General features: G+C 50.6%; 27 protein-coding genes and 4 tRNA genes. 5 read left to right on the forward strand and 26 right to left on the reverse strand.

Going from position 1 to position 22,084, the window contains the following annotated elements; genetic code table 11:
- Positions 1 to 25: 25 nt before the first annotated feature.
- The 8 genes from IPI86_RS11505 to IPI86_RS11540 form a co-directional block, all read right to left on the reverse strand.
- Positions 26 to 958: a 2-dehydropantoate 2-reductase gene (locus tag IPI86_RS11505; RefSeq protein WP_345298157.1), complete on the reverse strand. Its 933-nt coding sequence runs from the start codon at positions 956 to 958 to the stop codon at positions 26 to 28.
- Between the two features lie 9 nt (positions 959 to 967).
- Positions 968 to 2,296 carry an MFS transporter gene (locus IPI86_RS11510; RefSeq protein ID WP_345298158.1) on the reverse strand — a complete coding sequence of 443 codons (1,329 nt, stop codon included), beginning with the start codon at positions 2,294 to 2,296 and terminating at the stop codon, positions 968 to 970.
- 215 nt (positions 2,297 to 2,511) lie between these two features.
- Positions 2,512 to 2,901, reverse strand: coding sequence for a hypothetical protein (locus IPI86_RS11515; protein WP_345298159.1), 390 nt, complete (start codon positions 2,899 to 2,901; stop codon positions 2,512 to 2,514).
- 9 nt (positions 2,902 to 2,910) lie between these two features.
- Complete coding sequence (locus IPI86_RS11520; RefSeq protein ID WP_345298160.1) at positions 2,911 to 3,534, reverse strand: hypothetical protein; 624 nt, start codon at positions 3,532 to 3,534, stop codon at positions 2,911 to 2,913.
- Positions 3,534 to 4,646: a DUF4097 family beta strand repeat-containing protein gene (locus IPI86_RS11525; protein WP_345298161.1), complete on the reverse strand. Its 1,113-nt coding sequence runs from the start codon at positions 4,644 to 4,646 to the stop codon at positions 3,534 to 3,536. Before IPI86_RS11525 ends, IPI86_RS11520 begins: the two co-directional genes overlap by 1 nt.
- A 3-nt stretch (positions 4,647 to 4,649) precedes the next feature.
- Positions 4,650 to 5,033 carry a DUF2089 domain-containing protein gene (locus IPI86_RS11530; RefSeq protein ID WP_345298162.1) on the reverse strand — a complete coding sequence of 128 codons (384 nt, stop codon included), beginning with the start codon at positions 5,031 to 5,033 and terminating at the stop codon, positions 4,650 to 4,652.
- Between the two features lie 16 nt (positions 5,034 to 5,049).
- Positions 5,050 to 6,306 (reverse strand): MFS transporter, encoded by a 1,257-nt coding sequence (locus tag IPI86_RS11535; protein WP_345298163.1) that lies wholly within the window; start codon positions 6,304 to 6,306, stop codon positions 5,050 to 5,052.
- 1 nt (position 6,307) lies between these two features.
- Positions 6,308 to 6,535: a hypothetical protein gene (locus tag IPI86_RS11540; protein WP_345298164.1), complete on the reverse strand. Its 228-nt coding sequence runs from the start codon at positions 6,533 to 6,535 to the stop codon at positions 6,308 to 6,310.
- Between the two features lie 192 nt (positions 6,536 to 6,727).
- Between IPI86_RS11540 and corA the strand changes: the two genes are divergently transcribed.
- Positions 6,728 to 7,714 carry a magnesium/cobalt transporter CorA gene (gene corA, locus IPI86_RS11545; RefSeq protein WP_345298165.1) on the forward strand — a complete coding sequence of 329 codons (987 nt, stop codon included), beginning with the start codon at positions 6,728 to 6,730 and terminating at the stop codon, positions 7,712 to 7,714.
- A gap of 109 nt (positions 7,715 to 7,823) precedes the next feature.
- Positions 7,824 to 8,501, forward strand: a complete 678-nt coding sequence (lexA, locus tag IPI86_RS11550; protein WP_345298166.1) for a transcriptional repressor LexA — start codon at positions 7,824 to 7,826, stop codon at positions 8,499 to 8,501.
- A 63-nt stretch (positions 8,502 to 8,564) separates the two neighbouring features.
- Here lexA and rplL read toward each other — a convergent pair whose 3' ends face one another.
- The 12 genes from rplL to IPI86_RS11610 form a co-directional block, all read right to left on the reverse strand.
- Positions 8,565 to 8,945 carry a 50S ribosomal protein L7/L12 gene (gene rplL / locus IPI86_RS11555; RefSeq protein WP_345298167.1) on the reverse strand — a complete coding sequence of 127 codons (381 nt, stop codon included), beginning with the start codon at positions 8,943 to 8,945 and terminating at the stop codon, positions 8,565 to 8,567.
- 57 nt (positions 8,946 to 9,002) lie between these two features.
- Entirely contained in the window at positions 9,003 to 9,533 is a 531-nt protein-coding gene (gene rplJ / locus IPI86_RS11560; RefSeq protein ID WP_345298168.1) for a 50S ribosomal protein L10, read from the reverse strand.
- A gap of 218 nt (positions 9,534 to 9,751) precedes the next feature.
- Positions 9,752 to 10,465 carry a 50S ribosomal protein L1 gene (rplA, locus tag IPI86_RS11565; protein ID WP_345298169.1) on the reverse strand — a complete coding sequence of 238 codons (714 nt, stop codon included), beginning with the start codon at positions 10,463 to 10,465 and terminating at the stop codon, positions 9,752 to 9,754.
- A 50-nt stretch (positions 10,466 to 10,515) separates the two neighbouring features.
- The gene (gene rplK / locus IPI86_RS11570; RefSeq protein ID WP_345298170.1) at positions 10,516 to 10,941 is read right to left on the reverse strand and encodes a 50S ribosomal protein L11; all 426 of its coding nucleotides are present in this window, start codon (positions 10,939 to 10,941) and stop codon (positions 10,516 to 10,518) included.
- Between the two features lie 119 nt (positions 10,942 to 11,060).
- Positions 11,061 to 11,753, reverse strand: a complete 693-nt coding sequence (gene nusG, locus IPI86_RS11575) for a transcription termination/antitermination protein NusG (RefSeq protein WP_345298171.1) — start codon at positions 11,751 to 11,753, stop codon at positions 11,061 to 11,063.
- 18 nt (positions 11,754 to 11,771) lie between these two features.
- Entirely contained in the window at positions 11,772 to 11,990 is a 219-nt protein-coding gene (secE, locus tag IPI86_RS11580) for a preprotein translocase subunit SecE (protein ID WP_345298172.1), read from the reverse strand.
- 64 nt (positions 11,991 to 12,054) lie between these two features.
- Positions 12,055 to 12,127 (reverse strand) — tRNA-Trp (locus tag IPI86_RS11585).
- Positions 12,128 to 12,163: 36 nt separating this feature from the next.
- Positions 12,164 to 12,334 (reverse strand): 50S ribosomal protein L33, encoded by a 171-nt coding sequence (gene rpmG, locus IPI86_RS11590; protein WP_345298173.1) that lies wholly within the window; start codon positions 12,332 to 12,334, stop codon positions 12,164 to 12,166.
- Between the two features lie 21 nt (positions 12,335 to 12,355).
- Positions 12,356 to 13,555, reverse strand: coding sequence for an elongation factor Tu (tuf, locus tag IPI86_RS11595; protein ID WP_345298174.1), 1,200 nt, complete (start codon positions 13,553 to 13,555; stop codon positions 12,356 to 12,358).
- Positions 13,556 to 13,601: 46 nt separating this feature from the next.
- Positions 13,602 to 13,674, reverse strand: a tRNA-Thr gene (locus IPI86_RS11600).
- Between the two features lie 56 nt (positions 13,675 to 13,730).
- A tRNA-Tyr gene (locus tag IPI86_RS11605) sits at positions 13,731 to 13,813 on the reverse strand.
- A gap of 49 nt (positions 13,814 to 13,862) precedes the next feature.
- A tRNA-Thr gene (locus IPI86_RS11610) sits at positions 13,863 to 13,935 on the reverse strand.
- A gap of 141 nt (positions 13,936 to 14,076) precedes the next feature.
- Here IPI86_RS11610 and IPI86_RS11615 point away from each other — a divergent pair.
- Both IPI86_RS11615 and IPI86_RS11620 read left to right on the forward strand, forming a co-directional pair.
- The gene (locus IPI86_RS11615) at positions 14,077 to 14,868 is read left to right on the forward strand and encodes a hypothetical protein (RefSeq protein ID WP_345298175.1); all 792 of its coding nucleotides are present in this window, start codon (positions 14,077 to 14,079) and stop codon (positions 14,866 to 14,868) included.
- Between the two features lie 35 nt (positions 14,869 to 14,903).
- Positions 14,904 to 15,140, forward strand: coding sequence for a hypothetical protein (locus IPI86_RS11620; RefSeq protein ID WP_345298176.1), 237 nt, complete (start codon positions 14,904 to 14,906; stop codon positions 15,138 to 15,140).
- 102 nt (positions 15,141 to 15,242) lie between these two features.
- Here IPI86_RS11620 and acpS read toward each other — a convergent pair whose 3' ends face one another.
- From acpS to IPI86_RS11640, 4 genes are read right to left on the reverse strand one after another with little or no spacing between them, the layout of a single operon-like run.
- Complete coding sequence (gene acpS / locus IPI86_RS11625; protein WP_345298177.1) at positions 15,243 to 15,608, reverse strand: holo-ACP synthase; 366 nt, start codon at positions 15,606 to 15,608, stop codon at positions 15,243 to 15,245.
- An 8-nt stretch (positions 15,609 to 15,616) separates the two neighbouring features.
- A complete protein-coding gene (locus tag IPI86_RS11630) occupies positions 15,617 to 16,903 on the reverse strand; it encodes a pitrilysin family protein (protein WP_345298178.1) in 1,287 nt (428 codons plus the stop codon).
- Positions 16,900 to 18,165, reverse strand: coding sequence for a pitrilysin family protein (locus IPI86_RS11635; protein WP_345298179.1), 1,266 nt, complete (start codon positions 18,163 to 18,165; stop codon positions 16,900 to 16,902). The genes IPI86_RS11630 and IPI86_RS11635 overlap by 4 nt, the downstream gene beginning before the upstream one ends.
- A 20-nt stretch (positions 18,166 to 18,185) precedes the next feature.
- Positions 18,186 to 19,016 carry a hypothetical protein gene (locus tag IPI86_RS11640; RefSeq protein ID WP_345298180.1) on the reverse strand — a complete coding sequence of 277 codons (831 nt, stop codon included), beginning with the start codon at positions 19,014 to 19,016 and terminating at the stop codon, positions 18,186 to 18,188.
- Positions 19,017 to 19,173: 157 nt separating this feature from the next.
- On the opposite strand from IPI86_RS11640, the gene IPI86_RS11645 reads away from it, so the two are divergent.
- Positions 19,174 to 20,484, forward strand: coding sequence for an FAD-dependent oxidoreductase (locus tag IPI86_RS11645; protein ID WP_345298181.1), 1,311 nt, complete (start codon positions 19,174 to 19,176; stop codon positions 20,482 to 20,484).
- 162 nt (positions 20,485 to 20,646) lie between these two features.
- Here IPI86_RS11645 and IPI86_RS11650 read toward each other — a convergent pair whose 3' ends face one another.
- Entirely contained in the window at positions 20,647 to 21,240 is a 594-nt protein-coding gene (locus IPI86_RS11650) for a GNAT family N-acetyltransferase (RefSeq protein WP_345298182.1), read from the reverse strand.
- Positions 21,241 to 21,303: 63 nt separating this feature from the next.
- Positions 21,304 to 21,735, reverse strand: coding sequence for a hypothetical protein (locus IPI86_RS11655; RefSeq protein WP_345298183.1), 432 nt, complete (start codon positions 21,733 to 21,735; stop codon positions 21,304 to 21,306).
- Between the last annotated feature and the right edge of the window lie 349 nt (positions 21,736 to 22,084).

Here is a 22,084-nt window from a genome sequence, read left to right on the forward strand (position 1 = left end):
GGAAAAAGGAGAAAGGATGAAAAAATCAGGCTGTCTTTTTGCGTGCTTTTTGTTCGAGAGGCAGGAGGGTTGAATAAATGAATTCATTGGTCGGCACGGAGATGTTTGCTGCGTGCGCCATGCGGACCAATGCACCGATCTGTGCTTCCAACTCGGAGGGGCGGCCTTCCATCATATCCTTTTGCATGGATGCCATCATATCTGGCTGGGTTTGGTCAATGCGAGCCAATACACTTTCAGCAGATTGCTCGGTCAGCTCGACGCCACGCGCACGAGCCACGGCAACCACTTCATGAAGCGATCGAATGAACATGGCACGCGATTCAGGGTTGGAACGAAACACGCCAACGGGCTGGCGGGTCACTGCCCCCACGCCGCTGAAGGCACAAATCAAAAGGTATTTTTCCCACATGGCCAACTCGATATCGGGTGGAGTATCTGCCGTGATCTCTTTTATCTTTGAAAATGCAGACAGAATTTCATCCACCCGCGGACTGGCTTCCTGCTTCCATTCATTGAAATCAATATGCGGATTCACCGCCACATGACTCACGTGGGCAGGCGCGATCAAAAACGAACTGATCCTGCACAAGCCGCCGAGAACATGACCACCAAATTCAGCGCGGAGTTTGTCGATGTGCTCCATGCCATTGAGCAGGGGCAGGATCGCCGTCCGCTCCCCCAGCATGGGTTTCATTTCGGCGATTGCAGAATCCAACTGCCATGTTTTTGTGGCAAGCAAAATCACATCCAGATTTTTGATTGATTGCGGCGAATCGGTGACTTGCACTTTTTCCAGCAGGAAATTTCCAAGAATCGAATCCACGCGCAGGCCTGAGGTTTTCAGGGCTTCGAGATTTTTTCCGCGCGCAATGAAGGTGACGTCCTCGCCGATCTGCGCGAGTTTTCCACCAAAGTATCCGCCAACACCGCCTGTACCAAAGATCGCAAATTTCATTCGAGTCTCCTACGCCTCATGGTCTGGCAAAATATCTTCCGCATTATAAATGGCTGGGAAAAAATAACCGGCGAACGCAGCCAACATTCCAAACAGACCACAGAAGAAGATCAAAAGCCCCATGCCAGAACCAGGCCCGGTTCCAACGAGCCAGCCAAAGGTTAAAGAAAGAGGCGACGAATCCGTCTTCATGGCAGGTTCGAGGACAAAATCGGCCAAAGTCCCTGCGATGAGCGGTGAGATCGGATTGGTCAGCCACGCGATCAACATGCGCGCGGAAAAGACTCGGCCCTGCACATCGGGTGCCACCTTGGACTGCCAGATGGCTTGATTGGACCCATTGATGAGAGGCGAAATGATCGAAGCGATGATGATCCCAGTCACCCATACAGGGAGTCCGCCCGCCATACCGAGGATCATTGTCCCGAGACCAGCCACGATCCAACCAAGCAACACGCCATGCACACGCCGCTTGAAACCTCCCCACGCACTCATGATGATCCCGCCCACTACTCCACCGATCGCACCTGCCGTTTGCACAGACCCAAAAACCAGGCTGTTGCTGTTCGTCTGCGCGAGAACCATCGGAGCCAGCACTGTATATGCGATCCCCGAAAAAAGGTTGCCAATGAAAAAAATCAGTTGCAAGCCCAACAGGCTCGGGCGGGCAAAAATGTACTTGAAACCAAAAGCCGCTTCCTTCCACACATTGCCCTGACCCTGCTCCCCATCGGCGGTACGCGGCGGCTGTGGAACGTGCACCATCATCAACGCACCGATGGCTAAAATGAAGGTGCAAACATCGATGAACAGGATACCAGTCAACCCGATCAAAGGAAGCAATGCACCTGCCATCAATGGAGCGAAGACACCCGGCCCCGCCTCAATGAGCGACATCATCCCATTTGCGCGGCCCAGTTTTTCCTTGGGAACCATGGTGCTAATGGCAGCGGAATATGCAGGCCATTGAAATGCCATGCCCAGCCCGTAAATAATGGAAGTCAGATACAGATGCCAATATTGCATCACGCCAAAATATTGCAGAGCAAGGACGGTCAGCGTGGCGATGCCCGCGCCAAGGTCGCTGACCATCATCATCATTTTGCGATTGTGACGGTCCACCATCACCCCGGCGATGGGCGAGATTAACAGAAAAGGTGTAATAAAAAAAACCTGCATGGTGCCCATGGCAAGGGCGCTTTTGGTCTGCTCGTACATCCAGACGCTGAGAGCAAACTGACTCATTGTGCTGGCCATCACTGAAACGATCTGACCAAGCCAGACGATGGTGAATCCGAACATGCCTGTTGGGCGATTGGTGATAGGTGTGGTTTTCATCATAAAATCCAAAATATCACATCCACTTAATATAAACAACCCTCCGAAGAAGGTTGTTTATAGCGGATACCAGCCGCTTCCCCCCAGGCTGTTATACATAATAAGAAATGTCTTCACCCTGCCGAGAGAAAACCATCCCGATAAAAAGTCGTCACGGGGTGAAGGATATTTTGGAAATCAAGGCGGCAACTCGCGTTGCGCAACGAAATGAAAATCTACTCCACGTAGATCTCAACGTGCTCACCGTCTTCCTCATCGGTCACGTCAATGATCTTGCCGGTCACGCCCATGCGCAGAGCTTCCATCACATTCGACATATCCACGCCTTCCACCTCGGGGGCGAAGTGCGCGCCGATCTTCATACCGGCATCCACCAACGCAAGCGGAATTTGCACAGACGCCTTGGAGCGGCCTGTGCGGGTATCGGTGACGCGAATGCGCAGCCAGCGCGGAGCGGAGCCGCTGATGCTCGGCGGACGCGGCGGAGTCGGCAGGCCCCTGCGCGACTCATTCAATGCCGAAAGCAGCTTCGAGCCTTCATCGGCGCTGATCTTCCCCTCTTCGATCATCTTCAAGATCTTCATTCGTTCTTCTGCGTTTGCCATGTTAACCTCTCATCCTATAAACACTTGCACACGATCGCCGCTGTTGTCATCGTCCACATTGATGATCAACGGTTCGGTGATCGATTTTGCCATTGAAATCGCCATCAGCACTTCATCAACCGTGGTCCTTTTCAACCCCTCAATATGGGAGCCAAAGTTCTTCAAAAACCAGCTTACCAACCCAAGCGGAATGGGCAGGGCCAGCGTAATGTTCCTCGGCCACTCGGTCTGATGCGAACGATCTACATTGATATAGATCCAGCGTGCAGCCCTGCCACCCGCGCCGAGCGCGATTAACAGAACCCCAAACAATAATGGAAGTGTCAGGCAAAAGAACCAGAAATTCAACCCCGAGCTCTGCTGGACGGAATACATTCCCCACGAACTCAACACTGTGACGACGACTCCGATCCAGAGAGGGATCATTGCAAAGCGGAATGCCCGCCTGCGAACTTCCTCAAACTCCGGGGCATCGGTCTTTTCGGACCCGAAACCTGATTCGGGTTGAATGACCTCGATCTGCTCTTCGACAGAATCTTCATCCAACGTCCGCATCAATGTCGCGGCTTCTTCGGCGCTGATCTTTCCATCAGCCACCATTTGCAAAATCTTTCTGCGCTCTTCAGAAGACATTATGAACCTCCACCTTCCAACGCGGAGAGCAATTTCTCAGCATCTTCCGCAGATATCTTCTTTTCCTGCAGCATCTTCAAAATGGTCATGCGTTCCTCTTCGGAAGCCTGCGAAGGCGACCTCATCGGCACGCCTTTCGGGGAAATATCCCAGTTCCAGCGGCCCACCTTCGCATTGACATTGACCCGGGCTCGGCGTTCGACACTCTCCTCAAATCGTTTTTGCGTCTCTGCCGCACGGCGCATGGCTTCGTCGGCATGTTTCGTGGCACGCCGGGCCACCTGCTCCACCTGCCGCGAAATACGCTCGCCGAATCCCGACCAGTCCATACCGATGCCTGCAAAATTACCAAAATCCTCAGCCGAATCGCCCGCATTGGACTGATTGGTCACGCGAATATCGCCGCCCGCGTTTAATGTCATCACGGCTGAGCCATCGCCCAGGGTGATTACTCGGGAAGTGGCGTCCTCTTCATTTTCAACACCCTTCCATTCAACATCGATCTCATCCGCCGCAAGGGTCAACGTGGCATTGGCTTTCGGGGGCATGACCAGCAAAATGTCATCGCCTGCTGTAACCGCATACGCATTCCCAGCCTTGGGATTGAGATAGAGCACAACATCCTCAGCCACGTTCGCGCTTACATTTCCATGCACATCGCGTAACGCCAGATCATCCGCCACCGACTCGAGCGCCACATTCCCATCCACATCGCGGATGGATACGTCACCGTGCGCGCTTTTTACAGCTAAATGCCCTTTCGCGCCGCGCAGGCTAAAGTCAGAGTGGATCGTGTCGATCGCCACTGAATTCACATCGCGTATCGAAAGGTCGCCCTCGATTTCCTTTAATTCAATATTACCCAACACGCCGCGAATGGCCGCATCACCACCGATCTTTTTGATTGAAACCGACGCTGATTTCGGTACGCGCAGGGAAAGGTCATCATCACATGAAAGTGTGACCTCACCGCCATCCTGGCGGAAGTGCATTTCATCCTCATCGCCTTTGAGCAGAATATCATCCCCATCCCAACCGACAAGGCTCAGGTCGCCTTCGATGTTCTCAATGATGATCTTTGGCGAACGTCCTGCAGAAATAGTCTTGGACATCGTTTACTCCTCCTCGCCGCGCAGAATGCGCATGGCTTGTTCGGCAGTGATCTTGCCGGCTTCCAGGTCCGCGATCGTGTTGCTGCGTCTCTCAGCCTCGATCTCGGGTGATTCTTCCTTGCCTGGCTCATATCCCAACGCGCGGATGATCTCATGCAGGCGGTTGCGAATGGTTGGATAGGATAGGCCGATCTCCTGCTCCATGCGATTGATCTTGCCTTCGCAGCGGACAAAGGTGAACACGAATTCCAACTGCTCGGGGGTCAGATTCGAGAATTGACCTGAAGCGAAACTTCCTTCTATGGTCGTGTCGCAGGATGAGCAGTGTAATCGTGCAACAGTCAATTCAGATTGGCAGATCGGACAACGGGTAGGGGCTGGTCGCATGAGGGTTCCTCCAAATTTATGATGCCGCAACTTTGGGCATGAGTTCCACGTTTTGTGCCTGCTTCGATTTCATTCGATACAGTGCGAGAAAACCGATCGTCGAAAGCATGCCGACAAACCCTGCGGCATACCATAACATGTAAGGTTTCGGTCCATCAATGATCAAGCCTGCAAGGTAGGGACCTATTGCAAAGGGTATCCCCCACGAGAAACCGGAGACCGCCATGTACCGTCCGCGCATTTCTTCGGGGGCGAAGGATGCCACGAGCGCCTGCGAAACTGGTGAGACCACCATCTCACCGAGTGTAATTATAACCATAGCCACGATGAACAGGACATAAGTGGTCACAAATCCATACATCGAAAAGCCGATCACGTACAGGAAAGTCCCAGCCGCCATCATCAACATGGGCGGGAATTTCGTGATGCGGCGCGTGATCGGGAACTGCATCAGCACGACCATCGCAGCATTGATGCTAAGCAGCAAACCATAGCCTGATTCGTTGGTGCCGTGTTCATTTCGCAGGAACACTCCTAATGAAGTGTTCATATTCATATAAGTGAAGACCTGCAGCAGTACTGCGCCGAGGAAGAGCATGAAGGCTGTATTGCGGAAGACCTGTCCATAACCAGCGAAGGTACGGGTCATGCTTTCTTTGGGGGCGTCTGGATGCGCCTCGGGTTTCGTTTCGGGCAGGAAAATGGCGATCAAAACCACTGTCAGCAAGGAAATGGCCGCATCAGACAGGAACAGCACAAGGTAAGAACGAGCCGCAAGCAGTCCCCCAATGGCAGGGCCGATCACGACAGAGAGATTAAACGCCACGCGCAGGATTCCGTATCCATCGGCCCGTTTATCCTCAGGCAGAATATCCGCAACCATGGCCTGGTGAGCGGGGCCAGCCACATCGGTTAAAATCCCGATGAAGAATGCCAGCACGAAGAAATACTCGAACGATGTGACCAATCCCATCGCGACGGTGCTGAAAGAGGATGCGATCAAACCGAAGATGATGATGCCCTTGCGGCCAAAACGGTCGGTCAATGCGCCGCCGACAGCGGAACCGACAAAACTTGAAACCGAGAACGCCGCGAAAAGTACACCCACATCGGCCATGCCCACATCAAATTTGCTGGTAAGATAAAGCGCAAAAAATGGAAAGAGCAGCGCACCACCGATACGATCAATAAAAGTAATGACGATCAAGATCCAGAATGTGCGTGGGTATTCGTGGTAGAGTTTCTTCGCCTTTTGAATGGTGTTGTTTAGCATATTATGCAACTTTCTTTACAAGCCGCGCCGAATTGGATTCCTGCACCGACTGGTTGTAGCGCTTACGCAGTTTCTCACCGCGAGAGACCATCCAGGTCCCAATCAATGCGAGATTTTTATCCAAAAGGGTTTTACCCTTCACAGCTTCCTCTTCAAGATGAATGGCATCCAACTCTTCCTGAATGCTTTTGCGTTTCAACTCGGACATTCGCTCAGATAAAATTTCCATGGGAACTCCTCTCAACTGGTTAAAATTCAAACGGCTTTCATGAAAATCAATGCGCTACGCCTAATTTCTAATAAAATTATACAATCTTTTTGAATTTTGTCAATAGGTAAATCAATATTATCAATATCAACATCAATATAATTGATATTTTTCGAGAGAAGTATAGATTTTCCCCACTTTTGGAGGCAAAACATGATTCGTTCGCTATTTTTTTCGCCCGGCAAGCCAGTTCGCACCGATATCCCTACCTCAGAATTTCCCCGTTTCTTGCGCGACAGGCGCGGCCTGCTTTGGGTGGATTTTGTCGCGGAACCTGAGGAAAGCGCGCTGCCAATTCTACAAAGTTTTGGGTTTCATCATCTGGCCATTGATGATGCACTTCAACAAACGCATGCGCCAAAAATCGATGATTGGGGTGACTATCTCTATCTCGTTTTAAACTACATGCATCTGACAAAAGCCACCGAACCGTGGGATACAGAGATCGATGAATTGGATATCTTCCTCGGGCGAAATTATGTAATCACCCATCACGACAATCCCATCACTTCCATTGATGAAACCTGGAATACCAGTCAGCGCGATCCACGTTATTCGCAGGATGGCGCGGATCATCTGCTTTACAAGATCATCGATGCGATTGTGATGAACTACATGCCCATCATTGAAAAAATAGATGAAGAAATAGACTGGGTCGAAGATCAGGTCTTTGACCGCCCCAGTTCACAGACCCTTGCCAGGTTGTTTACATTGAAACGCGTCCTGCTTGCCATGCGCCGCATTCTGCTCCCCCAGCGTGAAGTGCTCAACAAAATGGCGCGTGACGATTACCAGGTCATCGACCGCAAAGACCGCATCTTTTTCCGCGATATTTACGATCACCTCGTCCGTTTGCACGATGTGAACGAAAGTTTACGCGACCTCGTCGGCGGCGCACTGGACACATACCTTTCCGTTATCAACAACCGCATGAATGAAGTCATGAAAACCCTTACCATTATCACCACCCTCTTCATGCCGTTGACTTTTGTGACAGGCTTCTTTGGGATGAACTTCTTCGCCGCGAATCCACCCTACGAAAACTGGACTCTCCCTACGGTCTTTTACGGGACCTTGAGCCTGATGCTGCTAACCCCAGTCATCATGTTCTTCTGGATGCGACGCCGTACTTGGATATAAATTCACCTATTTATCAGCCCAAGTCCGCTGATAAAATCCTTGACACAGAACAGGCGTTCGGTTATCATTCGTAGCACAAATGAGCGAAGAATGCGCTCAGGAGGCTAAAATGATGATGGTTAGAAAAAGCAAAGGTCTGGGCGAACGCCACCAGAAAATCCTTGATTTCATCGCGAGTTATCAACGCGAACACAAGCACCCCCCTTCAATTCGTGAAATTGGGGAACATTGTGATATTTCGTCCACTTCCGTGGTCAATTATTACCTTGATCAACTGGAAAAATCAGGCAATATCGAGCGTGATCGCAAGATATCCCGCGGTGTTCGCTTGACAGGCCCCACCCCGCTTGGTGACATGTTCCGCGTACCCGTACTCGGTGTTATTCAAGCTGGTGAACCCATCCCCGTCCCATCCAACTCTGATTTCAACTCCTTTACTGCTGAAGACTCGGTTGAAATCGCCATGTCCTTGATGCCTACGAAAGAAAAAGGCAAGGAATTGTTCGCCCTGAAAGTCCAGGGAGAATCAATGATCGATGCCATGGTCAACGACGGCGATATCGTTATCCTCAAACCCACCCAGGATGCCCGCAACGGTGATATGGTTGCAGTCTGGCTTTCAGACCGCAACGAAACCACTTTGAAGTTCTTCTTCAAAGAAAAGGATAAGTACCGTCTCCAACCCGCCAATCCCACCATGAGCCCGATCTACGTCAACAAGAACGAATCGTTGGAGATCAAAGGCAAGGTGGTCATGGTCATCCGCAAAGTTGAACGATACATGTAATAAAATAAAAGAACAAAAAAGGACGGCTCTTGCGAGCCGTCCTTTTTATTTAAAGCTTGTTTCTTACTCGACCGTGATAACGGCGCCAGCTTCTTCGAGCTTCTTCTTGGCGTCCATCGCGGCATCCTTGCCAACAGCGGAGAGAACCTTGCCACCAGCGGTTTCAGCGAGGGTCTTGGCTTCGCCGAGGCCGAGGCTGGTCAACTGACGAATGACCTTGATGACGTCGATCTTCTTGGCGCCTGCATCCTTGATGACCACATCGAACTCGGTCTTCTCTTCAACAGGTTCGGCAGCGGCGGCAGCGGGGCCACCAGCCATCATGGCGACAGGAGCGGCGGCGGAAACGCCCCACTTCTCTTCGAGCATTTTTACGAGATCAGCCGCCTCAAGGACGGAAAGTGTGGAAAGTTCATCCACGAGTTTTGCGAGCTTATCAGACATTGTTTAGCACTCCTTGCTAAGTAATTTGAATTTTGAATATTTTTTGTAGATCGAAAACTAGGCCGTAGCCTGTGCGCTTTCAGAATGCGCCTTGATGACTGCTGCGAGACCACGAGCGGGTTCTGCGAGCGTGCGGACGAGTTTGCCAGCCGGGGCCTGCAAAACGCCGAGCAGTGTTGCGCGCATAACGGGCAGCGGCGGCATATCAGACAGGGCCTTCACTTGAGCGGGGCTCAAGGACTTGCCGCCCATCAAACCGCCTTTTACCTTGACGAACTCATTGCCTTTAATGGCGTCCGTCAATGCTTTTGCGGTGGAAGCTGGATCCTTGAATGCGAACGACACAGCTGTGGACTTCACAAGATAATCAGCAGGGACATCCATACCGTTATCTGCAAAGACGCGGCGGGCCAGGGTATTCTTGACGATGTGGAACTCGCCGCCAGTCTCACGGATCTTCGCGCGGATGGCGTCAATCGACTTCATGTTCGAGCCGCTATATTCCACAAGAATGACTGCTTCACTGCGTTTGACCCAATCTGCGTACTGGGCCTGTACTTCTTCCTTGCGTTGCTTGGAAATTGCCAAAGGTTATTCACCTCCTTTCAAATAAAAAGTCTTTGCCACTCACGCAGGCAAAGACTTTTTGCAAACCCCACAAGGGGGAAGCCCTAAGAGGGAACCGACAAATGAATGCCGATATTTGCTTTCAGTCTCCACCTGAGCGGGGAATTAAGTCCTGGAGTGATCTCGCAGGACACCCGCCTTCACTGGCGAAGTGGTTATTAGGGTTTAACGAGTATAACTTACTCGACACCTTCAATGTGTTCGTTCGGGTCAGTCTTGATGCCAGGACCCATCGTGGAAGTGATCGTAATGCGTTTGACGAAGTTACCCTTTGCACCAGATGGGCGGGATTTGTTGACCGCATCCATCAAAGCAACATAGTTCTCAAAAAGCTTATCGGCGCCAAATGAAGCCTTGCCGATCGAAACGTGAACATTGTTGGTCTTATCCAAACGATATTCCACGCGGCCAGCCTTTGCTTCCTTGATGGCGCGTTCCATATCCGCAGCGCCGACGACTGTGCCTGCCTTGGGATTCGGCATCAAACCGCGAGGACCGAGAACGCGGCCCAAACGACCAACCTTACCCATCGCATCCGGTGTAGCGATCGCGACATCAAAATCCAGCGCGCCACCTTCGATCTTCTTCATGGTCTCGTCATCATCAGCAACGAGGTCAGCGCCAGCGGCACGAGCCGCGGCAGCGCCTTCGCCTTGGGCGAACACAAGCACGCGTACTGTCTTGCCGAGGCCGTGCGGGAGTACAACAACATCGCGCAACTGCTGATCAGCCTGACGAGAGTCAAGCGTGGTGCGCATGTGAACTTCAATGGTCGCATCGAACTTGGTGAAGGAAGTTTCCTTTGCAAGTGCAACTGCTTCGCGGGCGCTGTATACCTTATCAATATCAACTTTGGCAGCGGCTGCCGTATATTTTTTTCCGTGTTTGGTCATAATATCCTCCGTGGTTCAAGCGGACAGCACAAGGCCATCCTCCCACATAATTAGTCGGTTACCGTGATGCCCATCGAACGGGCTGTGCCTTCAACCTGCTTCATCGCACCTTCGATGCTGATCGCATTAAGGTCTTTCATCTTCAACTCGGCGATTTCCTTCACCTGGGCGCGGGTCACCTTGCCGACTTTGTCCTTGTTAGGAACGCCGGAGCCCTTCTCAACCTTGGCAGCTTTGCGAAGCAAAACTGCAGCGGGCGGAGTGCGAAGCACAAATGTGAACGAACCATCGGTATAAATGGTGATTTCCGCAGGAAGTGTTTCGCCCGGACGATTGGATGTACGAGCATTGTATTCCTTGCAGAAGGCCATGATGTTGATACCATGGCTTGCCAGCGCGGGACCGACGGGAGGCGCGGGATTTGCCTTGCCAGCCTCAAGCTGAAGACGTACGATTGCTTTTAGTTTCTTTGCCATTTTGACTTAACTCCTTCGTGGTTTTAGCGGGTCATTTTGGGAGACCCTCCCACCGCATCAGGCCTGACTAAGGCCTGCTACTGTCCAATTAATTTTGGATGCCTTTTGGCATCCCTTCACTACGCTTTTTCGACCTGGAGGAAATCCAACTCAACAGGTGTTTCGCGTCCGAAGAAACTGACCATCACACGCACCTTTGTGCGTTCCATGTCAATTTCAGAGACCACACCGCGGAAGTCGTTGAACGGTCCATCTACAATACGAACCCGCTCACCCACCTTGAACGAAACCTTGACTGTGGGCGCTTCAGCTTCCATGCGCTTCACGATCTGGGCAACTTCTTCAGGGCGCAATGGCGTGGGGCTGTTCCCCATACCAACGAAACCGGTCACGCCAGGGGTATTACGAACTACATACCAGGATTCTTCAGATAGCGTCAGGTTCACCAGCACATAGCCCGGGAAGATATGACGTTCCACCGTACGGCGCTTTCCATCTTTAACTTCGATCTCTTCCTGGGTGGGAATGACCACATCGAAGATCTTGTCTTTCATACCCATGGTTTCGATGCGCTGCTCAAGGTTGTGACGAACCTTGTTCTCGTATCCCGAATAACAGTGGATCACATACCATGCCGGGCCTTCGACAATTGTGTCAACTGGGGGCAGGTCGGTGGGGATCTGTGTATCGGAGCTGCGAGCAGGCTTCGGGTCCGATGAAGAAGCGGAATCAACCACAGGAGCAGATTGCTCCTCGGTCTGTTCATCCATCGATTCCTGTTCGAACTGCTCTTGCGATTCCGGTAAATCCATCAGATCCTCAATTCAAACCTAAAGTCCAAGTACCAAGTTCACCAAGATATCTGCAAAATAATCTATGAGCGAAAGGAAAATTCCTACGATCACCATCACCGCCAAAACAAGCAAGGTAAGATGTCGCGCTTCCGGCCAGGTAGGCCAGTTTACTTTACGAAGCTCGCCGGATGTTTCGCGGAAATAACGCTGAATGGCGTTTTCGCTTTTCTTGACTTTCTTCTCTTTCTCAGCCAAGGTAATACTCCTTCTATGGTTTTACGGCTAAAACGCCGCACGAAGCGCGGCGTTTTGCCACAGGCAGGCCAGGTAGGAATCGAACCCACAACCGCTCGTTTTGGAGACGAGTGCTCTGCCAATTGAGCCACTGGCCTAAATATGGGTGGGGATTTTACACCCCACCCTTACTCTTACTTGGTTTCGCGATGCTGAGTGTGCTTCCTGCAGCGCGAGCAGTACTTGTTGAACTCCAACCGATTCGGATCGTTACGGCGATTCTTTTCGGTGGTGTAATTCCGCTCTTTGCAGTCATTACACTGAAGTGTAATCACGGGGCGGATATCTTTCTTCTTCGAAGCCATCTTGCTACCTTACTTTCTATATTACTCGAGGATCTTGGTAACGACACCCGCGCCGACGGTGAGACCGCCTTCACGAATGGCGAACTTGGAGCCCTGCTCAAGAGCCACGGGCACAATCAACTCAACGGTCAGGTTCACATTGTCACCCGGCATGACCATTTCCACGCCTTCAGGAAGGGTGATGTCTCCCGTCACATCCATCGTGCGGATGTAGAACTGCGGACGATAACCGCTGAAGAATGCCTTGTGACGACCGCCTTCTTCCTTCTTCAACACGTACACTTCCGCGAGGAACTTCTTGTGCGGGGTGATCGACTTCGGCTTGGCCAATACCTGGCCACGCTCCACATCTTCACGTTCGATACCGCGCAGGAGCAGACCTACGTTGTCTCCTGCCATGCCTTCGTCCAACTGCTTGTGGAACATTTCCACACCCGTACAGACGGTGCTCTTGGTGTCGCGCAAGCCGATGATCTCGATCGGCTCACCGATCTTGATGATCCCGCGATCGATACGACCAGTTACCACGGTGCCGCGGCCTTTGATCGAGAACACGTCTTCCACAGACATCATGAACGGCTTGTCGGTGTCACGCTTCGGTTCGGGGATGTATTCGTCGATGACACGCAGCAACTCTTTGATCGGAGCATATTCCGGAGCGTTCGGGTCGGTCGAGGCGCTTTCCAAGGCCTGCTTGGCAGATCCACGCACGATCGGGGTGGTTTCGCCGGGGAAGCCCTGCTTGCTCAGCAGTTCGCGCAATTCCAGTTCTACGAGCTCCAGCAATTCGGGATCGTCCATCATGTCCACCTTGTTCAGGAAGACAACGATCGACGGCACTTCCACCTGGCGAGCCAACAGCACATGTTCGTGTGTCTGCGGCATCGGACCATCCGGGGCTGCCACTACGAGAATGGCGCCATCCACCTGGGCCGCACCAGTGATCATGTTCTTGATATAGTCGCGGTGACCGGGCATGTCTACGTGGGCATAGTGACGCTTGTCCGTCTGGTATTCCACGTGCGCAATGTTGATCGTGATACCGCGTGCTTTTTCTTCAGGTGCATTGTCGATCTGGTCATAGGCTCTGAAATCTGCCTGCCCTGAGAGGCCTGCCACCTTCGTAATTGCCGCTGTCAATGTCGTCTTGCCATGGTCAATGTGTCCCATGGTCCCTACATTCAGATGCGGTTTGCTGCGATCAAATTTTTCCTTCGCCATCTCTCAGTCTCCTTTTTATATTTACATGAATGCTTTTCAGCAACTGAGCCCTCAACGAGATTTGAACTCGTGACCTCACCCTTACCAAGGGTGTGCTCTGCCAACTGAGCTATGAGGGCTTGACGTGCTGTTTTCCCCGCTTACGCGGAGAGTGCCAGCAAAATTGCTGGTCAGGTGGGCAGTGAAGGATTCGAACCTCCGAAGTCTTCTGACAACTGATTTACAGTCAGTCCCCTTTGGCCACTTGGGTAACTGCCCAGGATAAATTGTTACTGATCACCAACGCTTTTTCAATTAGCAATCATTGAGCCGACGACGAGACTTGAACTCGTAACCGCCCGCTTACAAGGCGGGTGCTCTACCGATTGAGCTACGTCGGCGAGTGATTAAGCAGGCGGATTATACCAAAACAACGCTCAGCGTCAAGATTATTGCACTTTCATTATTGACCCAATAGTTGGCATCTTTTGCATCTTGACATCCAAACCCAAAGGTTGTATTATTAGAACAGGCGTTCTAATATGGATAATACAAACCGTTTTACCTTGATGATCGATGCGTTAACCGAGCTTGCAAAAGAAGAGCAAGCGAATCACGCTTCGCATAAACCTGAAACTGGTCTGCCCACATTAAGCACTATCCTCGCCGACATCACTCCACTGCCCGACGAAGCGCTTTTCCTTGGTCTTGCAGAAGATGGCCTGCCGGTGTTGCTCAATCTTTATGATCCCATTCCCGGCCCCATTCTTATTGTCGGCGATCAAGCCTGTGGAAAAACAGCACTCCTGCAAACCATTGCCCGCGCCGTGGAATTGTTGCATTCTCCATCAGATGTTCAATATTGTATTGTCACATCCTATCCGAATGAATGGATCAATTTTCAAGACCGTGAAAGCAACATAGGAATTTATACCACGCAAGACAATGGCGCACAAGAACTCATTCAATCTCTGGTTGAATGGGCACACAAGAATAAAGACGATGATCGCACTTTTTTACTCCTGCTAGACGATCTTGAATTCCTGACAAAACTTGACCAGCAGACCGAACAAAGTTTGCGTTGGCTTCTGTTGCGTGGAACATCCCGTCGCATCTGGCCCATCGTCACGCTCAACGCAAGCCGCGCACAAAACATCGAAACATGGCTCGGCTTTTTCCGCACACGCCTGTTCGGTAATATTCAGAACCTGCAGGACACTCATTTGGTTGCAAATGCATCCAATGAAATACTAAGTACACTAGCGGCGGGTTCGCAGTTCGCCATGCGCGAGGGCCAAAACTGGCTCAAGTTCCTCTCACCCGCCATTGACTGATTCACCTGTACAACATAAAGAAAGGAAGGCTTATCATGCACACCGGAATGTTATGGTTTGACAATGATCCGCGTACCACATTGAGCATTAAAATTCAGAAGGCCATGGATTTTTATAACAAGAAGTTCGGCCGCATCCCAGACCTGTGTCTTGTTCACCCCAGCATGCTGGACAGCGGCCAAAGGCAGGTGGAACTTGGTAAGCTGGTCATCCGTCCCTACAAGCCTGTCATGCCTGGCCACCTTTGGATCGGCGTTGAGGACCAAAAATAATTGAGATATGGTGGACAACTCCAAGTCCTTCGCCATTCCCATATCCCAATCGTCCTTGCCAACATCCCGCGAATACTGGTCGCGGGATGTTTATTTATAAAATCAACCAACAGCTACAACAAAAGCAATGGCCTGTGTCTCTGTATGGCTGATGCTCACAGACCAGATTGACAACCCCAGCTTATTCGCCAGCCTCTCCCCTTCTCCATGCAAATAAAGATGCGGCGCGCGATTCTCATCACCGCGAACTTCGATATCCAGCCAACTCACGTCACCAATACCAGTGCCCAGTGCCTTGGCTACAGCTTCTTTCACAGCAAACCGCGCTGCAAGGGAGGAAAATCGTCCAGCACATTCGCGCTGTTCCGTCTCAGTAAAAATCCGCGCGACAAATCGTTCACCATGACGGTCTATCGCTTCACGGATGCGTGTCACTTCTATAAGATCCACACCAGTCGCAAGTTTCATGCCAAAATCTACGGTCCCGCCGTTGATATGACCAACCGATTCGGGTCAATGTACTTACGCGCGGTTTCCAAAACACTATCACGCGTCACACTACGCACCACACTTTCATAACGCTGGTAATAATCCATGCCAAGTTTATAACGCTCGATATTCAAAAGCGCACTGGCAACGCCGCCGTTTGACTCAACTGAAAGCGGCAAACGGCCAATGTAATTCGCCTGACTATCTGCAAGTTCATCCTTTGTCACGCCGCTTTTTACGAATTTACGCAATTCTTGTTCGATCAGACCAATGGCCTTCTTTAGATTTTTCGGGCTCACACCAGCATTGACCTCCCAAGTGCCGGGACCGATTCCCGCGCTCAAACTTGAGGATGCGTGATACGCAAGCCCAGACTTCTCACGCACCGATTCGCCAATACGTCCCATCATGCCAAATTGACCTAGAACAGAATTACCCAATGACGCAGCGTAAAACTCTGGATCGTTACGTTTTGGCCCGATCATTCCAATCACCAGATCAGATTGTGACTTGCTGGCAAGGACATGATGATGTCTCACAGTTTTCTTTATCGGCTTATGCGGAGGCAATGACGGCGGCAAAACCTGACCTGGAACCTGCCACCCGCCAAGGACACGTTCCACCGCTGCAACAGCTTTCTTCGGGTCGATCGCACCCACGATTGCAATGACCATGCCCCTCGGTCCGTAGTGAGCGCGATGAAATTCCACCAAATCTTTTTGGGTGATTTGTTCGATCGTCTCCACGTATCCATCTGCTGGCCTGCTGTAGGGGTGACCATCGAAGAGCATGCGATCGAAAGCCATGGCAGCCATGTCCGAAGTATCCTGCTCGCGAATGGCGAGACCAGTAAGGATCTGCGCACGCAGTTTTTCAACTTCATGCTTTGGGAAGATGGGGGTAAGCAGCGACTCGGAAAGTAATTTCAGGACCAGTGGCAGGTCGTCCACAAGGGAGCGGCCGCCAAAACTTGCATTGTGCACACCCGAATCAAAGCCCAGGCCAGCGCCGACAGATTCAAGCTCGTTATAGATCGCGTCAAAACTCTTGGTTTGTGTGCCGCGCATCAGGGATGCAGAGACAAAATCTGCAAGACCAAGTTTTTCATCGCTTTCGAAGATGGAGCCAGCAGGCAAATACCCGGCCATACTGATGGATGGACTGTTGAAATTCGAGCGTGTCAGCACTGTGATGCCGTTTGAAAGTACCTCGCGATGAATATCCTCGGGGCCAGGCAGAGACGATCCGTTTTTTTTGATCAATCGCTTGGTCATTTGCTCCTCCGACTGTTGGGCGTATAGATGCCGATGACACGATTCGCGGGTTGGAAATATTTTTGTGCAACACGCTGTACATCCTGCGGAGTCACTTTGGCGAGATTGCTCAAATGACTGGTGAACCAGTGATAAGAAGAGAACATTTCCGCGTAACCCATCCAGAAAGCTTGATTGGTGATGTTCTCGCTTCCATAAGCAAAAACGGCACGCGCCTGTTTGACGGCACGGGTGATCTCATCTTTGGATACGCGTTTATCCTGCAGCTTCTGTATCTCGGCATCCAAGGCAGCGAGCGTCTTTTCGGTTTTGCGCTTGGGATGATTGGTAATAATGATGCGATACAGGAATGGGTCAATGGTGGCTTCAGGCCAACTGGATACATCCACCGCGAATTCCTTATCGACGAGGGCGCGGTACAGGCGTGATGTTTTGTAGGAAAGTCCGCTGGCACCGCCAAGTAAACTATCCAGCACCTGTAGAGGGAAATAATCGGGATGTGCCGCATTTGGGAAGCGATAAGCAACCTGAATGAATGTAGTTTCGCCTGGTCCCTCAACGGTAAGACGCACCTCTCCTTTTGGCTCAGGTTCGGGGCGATTCAGGCGCGGCGGCATCTTCCCCATCGGCACAGGCTCGAACAATTCCTTGATACGTTTGAGCATTGCCTTGGTTTGAAAATCCCCAGCAATGGTCAAGATGGAATTATTTGGCACATAATATGTACGGTAATGCTCGTACAAGTCATCGCGCGTAATCGTGCGCAAATCAGCCATATCACCAATGATCTCGTGGTGGTATGGATGCACGTGGAAGGCGGTCTGTTGCACAGCCTCGCTCAGCCTGAAAGTCGGTTCATTCTCAAGACCTTCCCGCTCCGAAATGATGACTGTACGCTCTGAGGAGACTTCCTTTTCATCGAAGATGCTGTTCTTCATACGGTCAGCTTCGAGGCGCAAGGCGAGATCGATTTTATCGGCGGGCATGGTTTCGAAGTAGCGCGTCGAATCACGCGAAGTGGACGCATTCCAACGCCCGCCTTCGCGTGAAATGGCTTTATCCAAAACATTGGCTGGGAATTTCTTCGTCCCTTTGAATTGCATGTGCTCCGTCCAATGGGAGACGCCCGTTTTCCCCGTAGGCTCATCCCTTGAACCCACGCGATACCATATCCACGAAGAGATGATGGGCGCGGTATGTATTTCTTTAAGCATGACTTTCATGCCGTTTTTTAACGTGACCTGCGTAATTTGATTTGTCATCTGGCTCCAATAAATTACCGTTATTTACAAATAGGCTGCTGATCTATATTGAGGGCATTGGGATTAAGCATACAATAAAATGGCCTGACAACATCCTGAAGACCAGCGAATGGTTTTTGCAATTGCGTCTCGTTCAATGGGATATCCACATCCACATTCAACGTGACTGGGACGGTAGTATCCACAGGGACGACCAAGTTTAGCACAACAGGCAGGGTCGTTCCCTGGGGCAATACAATGGTCGTTAACGCTCTTGTTATATTTAAACCACCGGTATTCACCGTAACCAGAGCATTGTTGATGGTCACATCCTGGCTTAGGACCACATTTGTCTGTTGGTTGAGTTGAAGATCGAACTTAACGGGAATCGTCGTATCAACAGGAATCGTTCTTGTAATATGAGCGCGTTCCATTTGCTCAAAATTGCTGTACAGGCCGCCCAACAAATAATTGCCAATATCCAATGCGCCTCCCATGTTTAATTTCATTATATTCGGGAGCAGGGCCAGCAGGACGATCAAAAGCACAACATTCACCGTCATGGAGATCAAACTGGCGATCGTCCAAAATGGAGGACCGAAGTTGAACTTCAAACCTTTCAGAGTGGAGACTGCTCCTTGTAATGGATCAGGCCTCGGCGTAGTCTGAATCGGAGGTTCGGGTTGAGTCAGTTTTGATTTGGTGAGCTCAGGCTCAGGTGCCGCCGCCGCTTTTTTATCATTCTTCAGCTTTGGAAGAAACGCCGCAGCGCCTCCATCCTTTTTGGGAAGGCGCGCCACAGGGGATGGCTTTCCTCCGTTAATCAGATAGCGCATTTTCTGGGCAGGATCTTTTTTGTCATCTTCAGCCATGTTGTCTCCTTTACCTAAAAATACTGATTGATTATTGCCTCGCTTGCCAAATTATGCGACACTTTGTAATCTTAGCATAGGATGAGACTGCTTGTGGAAGTAAATCTTTTCAAATATAATAAGACTGTTTTTGTCAACTTTTAGGAGGTACGTGCAAGTGAATAATAATTTTTTTGTAGCCGTTATTGGCGCGGGGCCCGCTGGTTTGTTTGGCGCCCGTGAACTTGCCGCACAAGGCGCACGTGTGGCTATTTTCAACCGCGATGTAAAAGCGGGCGGTCTTGCCGAATACGGAATATATCCTGATAAACATACCATGAAAGAAGGCTTGCGCAAGCAATTCCGTCAGGTGCTTGATCTTGCCAATATTGATTACTATGGCAATGTCACAGTGGGTTCCACTGGAGACCTGACCCTCGATGAATTACGCGCGCTTGGCTTCGACGCGGTGCTCGTAACTGCAGGCGCTCAAGGCACCAAATCGCTCGGCTTGCCCGGCGAAGAACTCGAAGGCGTGTATCATGCCAAGGATGTTGTATTTTCGTACAATAAGCTCCCGCCTTTCAGCCAGAAGAAATTTCGCTTTGGAAAACGCTGCGCCATCATTGGCGCAGGCAATGTGATGGTGGATGTAGCCCGTCACCTGCTCCACGTGCAAAATGTGGATGAAGTCACCGCCATCGTAAGGCGCGGCCCAGCCGAGGTGAATTTCACCAAGGATGAGATGAAACACCTGATCTCTTATCTGGATCTGGAAGAATTCGACCATGAAATGGAACGGGTTCGCCCCGCCGTTGAAGCGATCAAACAGGACCTTGAAATTGGTCGCCACAAAGTTTTAGATTCTCTCGCGAAAGCAGACCCCAAAACCGCCCAAGGCAAATTTCATTTTGACTTCCTCGCCTCCCCCACCGGAATGTATGGTGAGAACGGTGCGCTCACCAAATTGGAAGTGGAAGATAACATCCTCACCGAAAAAGACGGCAAAGTCAGCGCCAAAGGCACTGGCGTCAAACGCACCATTGAAGTGGACACGGTCATCTTCGCCATCGGCGATAAAGTGGACGAATCCTTCGGCCTGCCGACCGAGTGGAACGAATTCATCAAAAACAAAGAACCGCGTTTCCCCGTGGATAACCTGACCTTCGAATCATCGGTGGAAGGCGTGTTCGTCGGCGGCTGGTCACGTAAAGCCAGCGAGGGCTTGGTCGGTTACGCCCGCAAAGATGGGACAAACGCCGCCAAAGCCGTCTGGCAGTATTTGCAAACCAAACAACCCGCCAATGCCAGCGCAGAAGCCGTGGCCGAAAAAATGAAAAACCTCGGCAAGCCTGTCATCTTGAAAGAGGATATCAAACGGCTCGAAGCCGTGGAAGCCGAAGAGGCAAAGAAACGCGGACTTGAAGAATTCAAGTTCGCCAGCAATGAAGAGATGCTGCAAGCCATGGGCTTCATGGAAACAGCGTAAGGTTTCTCCCCTTTCTTTCAATCAAGGAAGGGGAGATTTTTTTATAAAGGATCAACCGCAAAGATGAAAATCCTCTGTGGCACTTTGTGACACGTTGTTGTTTAAAGCAGTGGAGTCCGCTGTCGACGATGTATCACATCAAAAAACAGGCCGATCAGTAGGTTATTCCTTTTTAGGTTTCCTGGCGGCCCTGACGACCTTCGTCACCACCCAGTGATTTTGGCCAAGCCTGCGCGTTCGTTTGAATCCCAAACGCTCGAAAATCGAGATGGCCCCATTATAGAGAAAAGACCCTGACACAGACCGTCCTTCCACATCTTCGGGGTAACTTTCAATAGTCCCACCGCCAAGGCGGGCAATTTCCTTCAACGCCCCTTCAAGCGCAGCGGATGTGACACCTTTGCTACGGTATTCCCGATCAACGAAGAAACAGGTGATCCTCCAATCAGGGAGTTTCTCAAGTCCGCTTTGATACTCGCGCTTGTGCTTGATTCGTGGAAGTTCATCTGTCGGCCCGAATTGACACCACCCCACCGCTTCCTTGCCATCGTAAACCAGAGCGGCGTGTGCCCGTCCTTCCCGAACCCGATGCTCTTTCTCAGTTTGGTTTTGCAAGGCAGTCTTTCCACGTCCAACCCCTTCTTCATGAAAAGCCATGCACCAACATCCGCCCCACACGCCGTTATTTTTTTCAACCAGTCGCGCAAAATCAGGCCAGGTGGTTTTATTAAGAGGTTTGATGGTGAAGTTCGACATTTCAAATTTTCCTTCTCTTTCGGCATCCTTTTTACAAAATGAGTATAACCAACCCAACTGATGTCATTCCAAACCAAAAAGCCCAGTAACAATCATAAAAAAACCATAAAACAAAAAAGCAATTCCAAAAACTACAGGAAATAACTTTGAATCAAATATAGTGTGAATGTCTTGAATTGCATTTTGCACCATTGATTTAATCGTTGCGAAGAATAAAGCACGATCCCATGTTTGCTTTTTCAAACTATTACGAAGGACAAAAAAACCAAAGACTGCCTGAAACAACCCCAGGTTTATTTTATCGGGCTGAATCACACGCGAGAATTCCATTTGATCAATGAGAGGCAAAGGCCCTATAACCATATCATAAGCATAAGTAACGACTCCGCTCACGAGAGAAAAGACACCAAAAATCAATACTGCAATGGGAAAAAATGATATCTGTTTTTTGAAATACAAATACCAGCAGGCAAACGTGAGTAAAACCGTTGCCATACATACTGGAATAAGGTAATTCACATGGAGGCGGTCTATAGACCAATTGACAACCCCAATGCAGGCACAAGAATCACAAACAGTATTACTACAATTCCTTCTGCTTTCATTCGATCCATATTGGAAGTCATATATCGCCTTTCATTACAAGTTCTTTAACCCATCTCGGGGGGGCGGCCGCCGCCAGAAAAAAGGAGGGGGGGTTGGGGCAAAAGGGCGGGGGCTGGGCAAAACAACATAAGGTTGAAGTCACCCGAAACTCAAAAGTTTTAATTATGCAAGTAACCATCTAGCGGGTGACCAAAAAAAAAAAGACCGAAAAAAAAAAAACCACGACAACCTCGAAATA

This window comes from Candidatus Villigracilis affinis (assembly GCF_016705895.1).
GTDB lineage: Bacteria > Chloroflexota > Anaerolineae > Anaerolineales > Villigracilaceae > Villigracilis > Villigracilis affinis.

Excerpts from the sequence above, each read along its gene's own strand:
- IPI86_RS11525 (WP_345298161.1), bottom strand. The coding sequence starts at position 4,646 with ATGTCCAAGACTATTTCTGCAGGACGTTCGCCAAAGATCATCATTGAG.
- rplK (WP_345298170.1), bottom strand. The coding sequence starts at position 10,941 with ATGGCAAAGAAACTAAAAGCAATCGTACGTCTTCAGCTTGAGGCTGGC.
- IPI86_RS11615 (WP_345298175.1), top strand. The coding sequence starts at position 14,077 with ATGGATAATACAAACCGTTTTACCTTGATGATCGATGCGTTAACCGAG.
- IPI86_RS11520 (WP_345298160.1), bottom strand. The coding sequence starts at position 3,534 with ATGTCTTCTGAAGAGCGCAGAAAGATTTTGCAAATGGTGGCTGATGGA.
- IPI86_RS11510 (WP_345298158.1), bottom strand. The coding sequence starts at position 2,296 with ATGAAAACCACACCTATCACCAATCGCCCAACAGGCATGTTCGGATTC.
- rplL (WP_345298167.1), bottom strand. The coding sequence starts at position 8,945 with ATGTCTGATAAGCTCGCAAAACTCGTGGATGAACTTTCCACACTTTCC.
- IPI86_RS11640 (WP_345298180.1), bottom strand. The coding sequence starts at position 19,016 with ATGGCTGAAGATGACAAAAAAGATCCTGCCCAGAAAATGCGCTATCTG.
- acpS (WP_345298177.1), bottom strand. The coding sequence starts at position 15,608 with ATGAAACTTGCGACTGGTGTGGATCTTATAGAAGTGACACGCATCCGT.
- tuf (WP_345298174.1), bottom strand. The coding sequence starts at position 13,555 with ATGGCGAAGGAAAAATTTGATCGCAGCAAACCGCATCTGAATGTAGGG.
- IPI86_RS11655 (WP_345298183.1), bottom strand. The coding sequence starts at position 21,735 with ATGGCAACGGTTTTACTCACGTTTGCCTGCTGGTATTTGTATTTCAAA.
- IPI86_RS11530 (WP_345298162.1), bottom strand. The coding sequence starts at position 5,033 with ATGCGACCAGCCCCTACCCGTTGTCCGATCTGCCAATCTGAATTGACT.
- IPI86_RS11635 (WP_345298179.1), bottom strand. The coding sequence starts at position 18,165 with ATGACAAATCAAATTACGCAGGTCACGTTAAAAAACGGCATGAAAGTC.
- corA (WP_345298165.1), top strand. The coding sequence starts at position 6,728 with ATGATTCGTTCGCTATTTTTTTCGCCCGGCAAGCCAGTTCGCACCGAT.
- nusG (WP_345298171.1), bottom strand. The coding sequence starts at position 11,753 with ATGGATTTACCGGAATCGCAAGAGCAGTTCGAACAGGAATCGATGGAT.
- IPI86_RS11535 (WP_345298163.1), bottom strand. The coding sequence starts at position 6,306 with ATGCTAAACAACACCATTCAAAAGGCGAAGAAACTCTACCACGAATAC.
- IPI86_RS11630 (WP_345298178.1), bottom strand. The coding sequence starts at position 16,903 with ATGACCAAGCGATTGATCAAAAAAAACGGATCGTCTCTGCCTGGCCCC.
- lexA (WP_345298166.1), top strand. The coding sequence starts at position 7,824 with ATGATGATGGTTAGAAAAAGCAAAGGTCTGGGCGAACGCCACCAGAAA.
- IPI86_RS11650 (WP_345298182.1), bottom strand. The coding sequence starts at position 21,240 with ATGTCGAACTTCACCATCAAACCTCTTAATAAAACCACCTGGCCTGAT.
- IPI86_RS11515 (WP_345298159.1), bottom strand. The coding sequence starts at position 2,901 with ATGGCAAACGCAGAAGAACGAATGAAGATCTTGAAGATGATCGAAGAG.
- rplA (WP_345298169.1), bottom strand. The coding sequence starts at position 10,465 with ATGACCAAACACGGAAAAAAATATACGGCAGCCGCTGCCAAAGTTGAT.
- rpmG (WP_345298173.1), bottom strand. The coding sequence starts at position 12,334 with ATGGCTTCGAAGAAGAAAGATATCCGCCCCGTGATTACACTTCAGTGT.
- IPI86_RS11620 (WP_345298176.1), top strand. The coding sequence starts at position 14,904 with ATGCACACCGGAATGTTATGGTTTGACAATGATCCGCGTACCACATTG.
- IPI86_RS11505 (WP_345298157.1), bottom strand. The coding sequence starts at position 958 with ATGAAATTTGCGATCTTTGGTACAGGCGGTGTTGGCGGATACTTTGGT.
- IPI86_RS11540 (WP_345298164.1), bottom strand. The coding sequence starts at position 6,535 with ATGGAAATTTTATCTGAGCGAATGTCCGAGTTGAAACGCAAAAGCATT.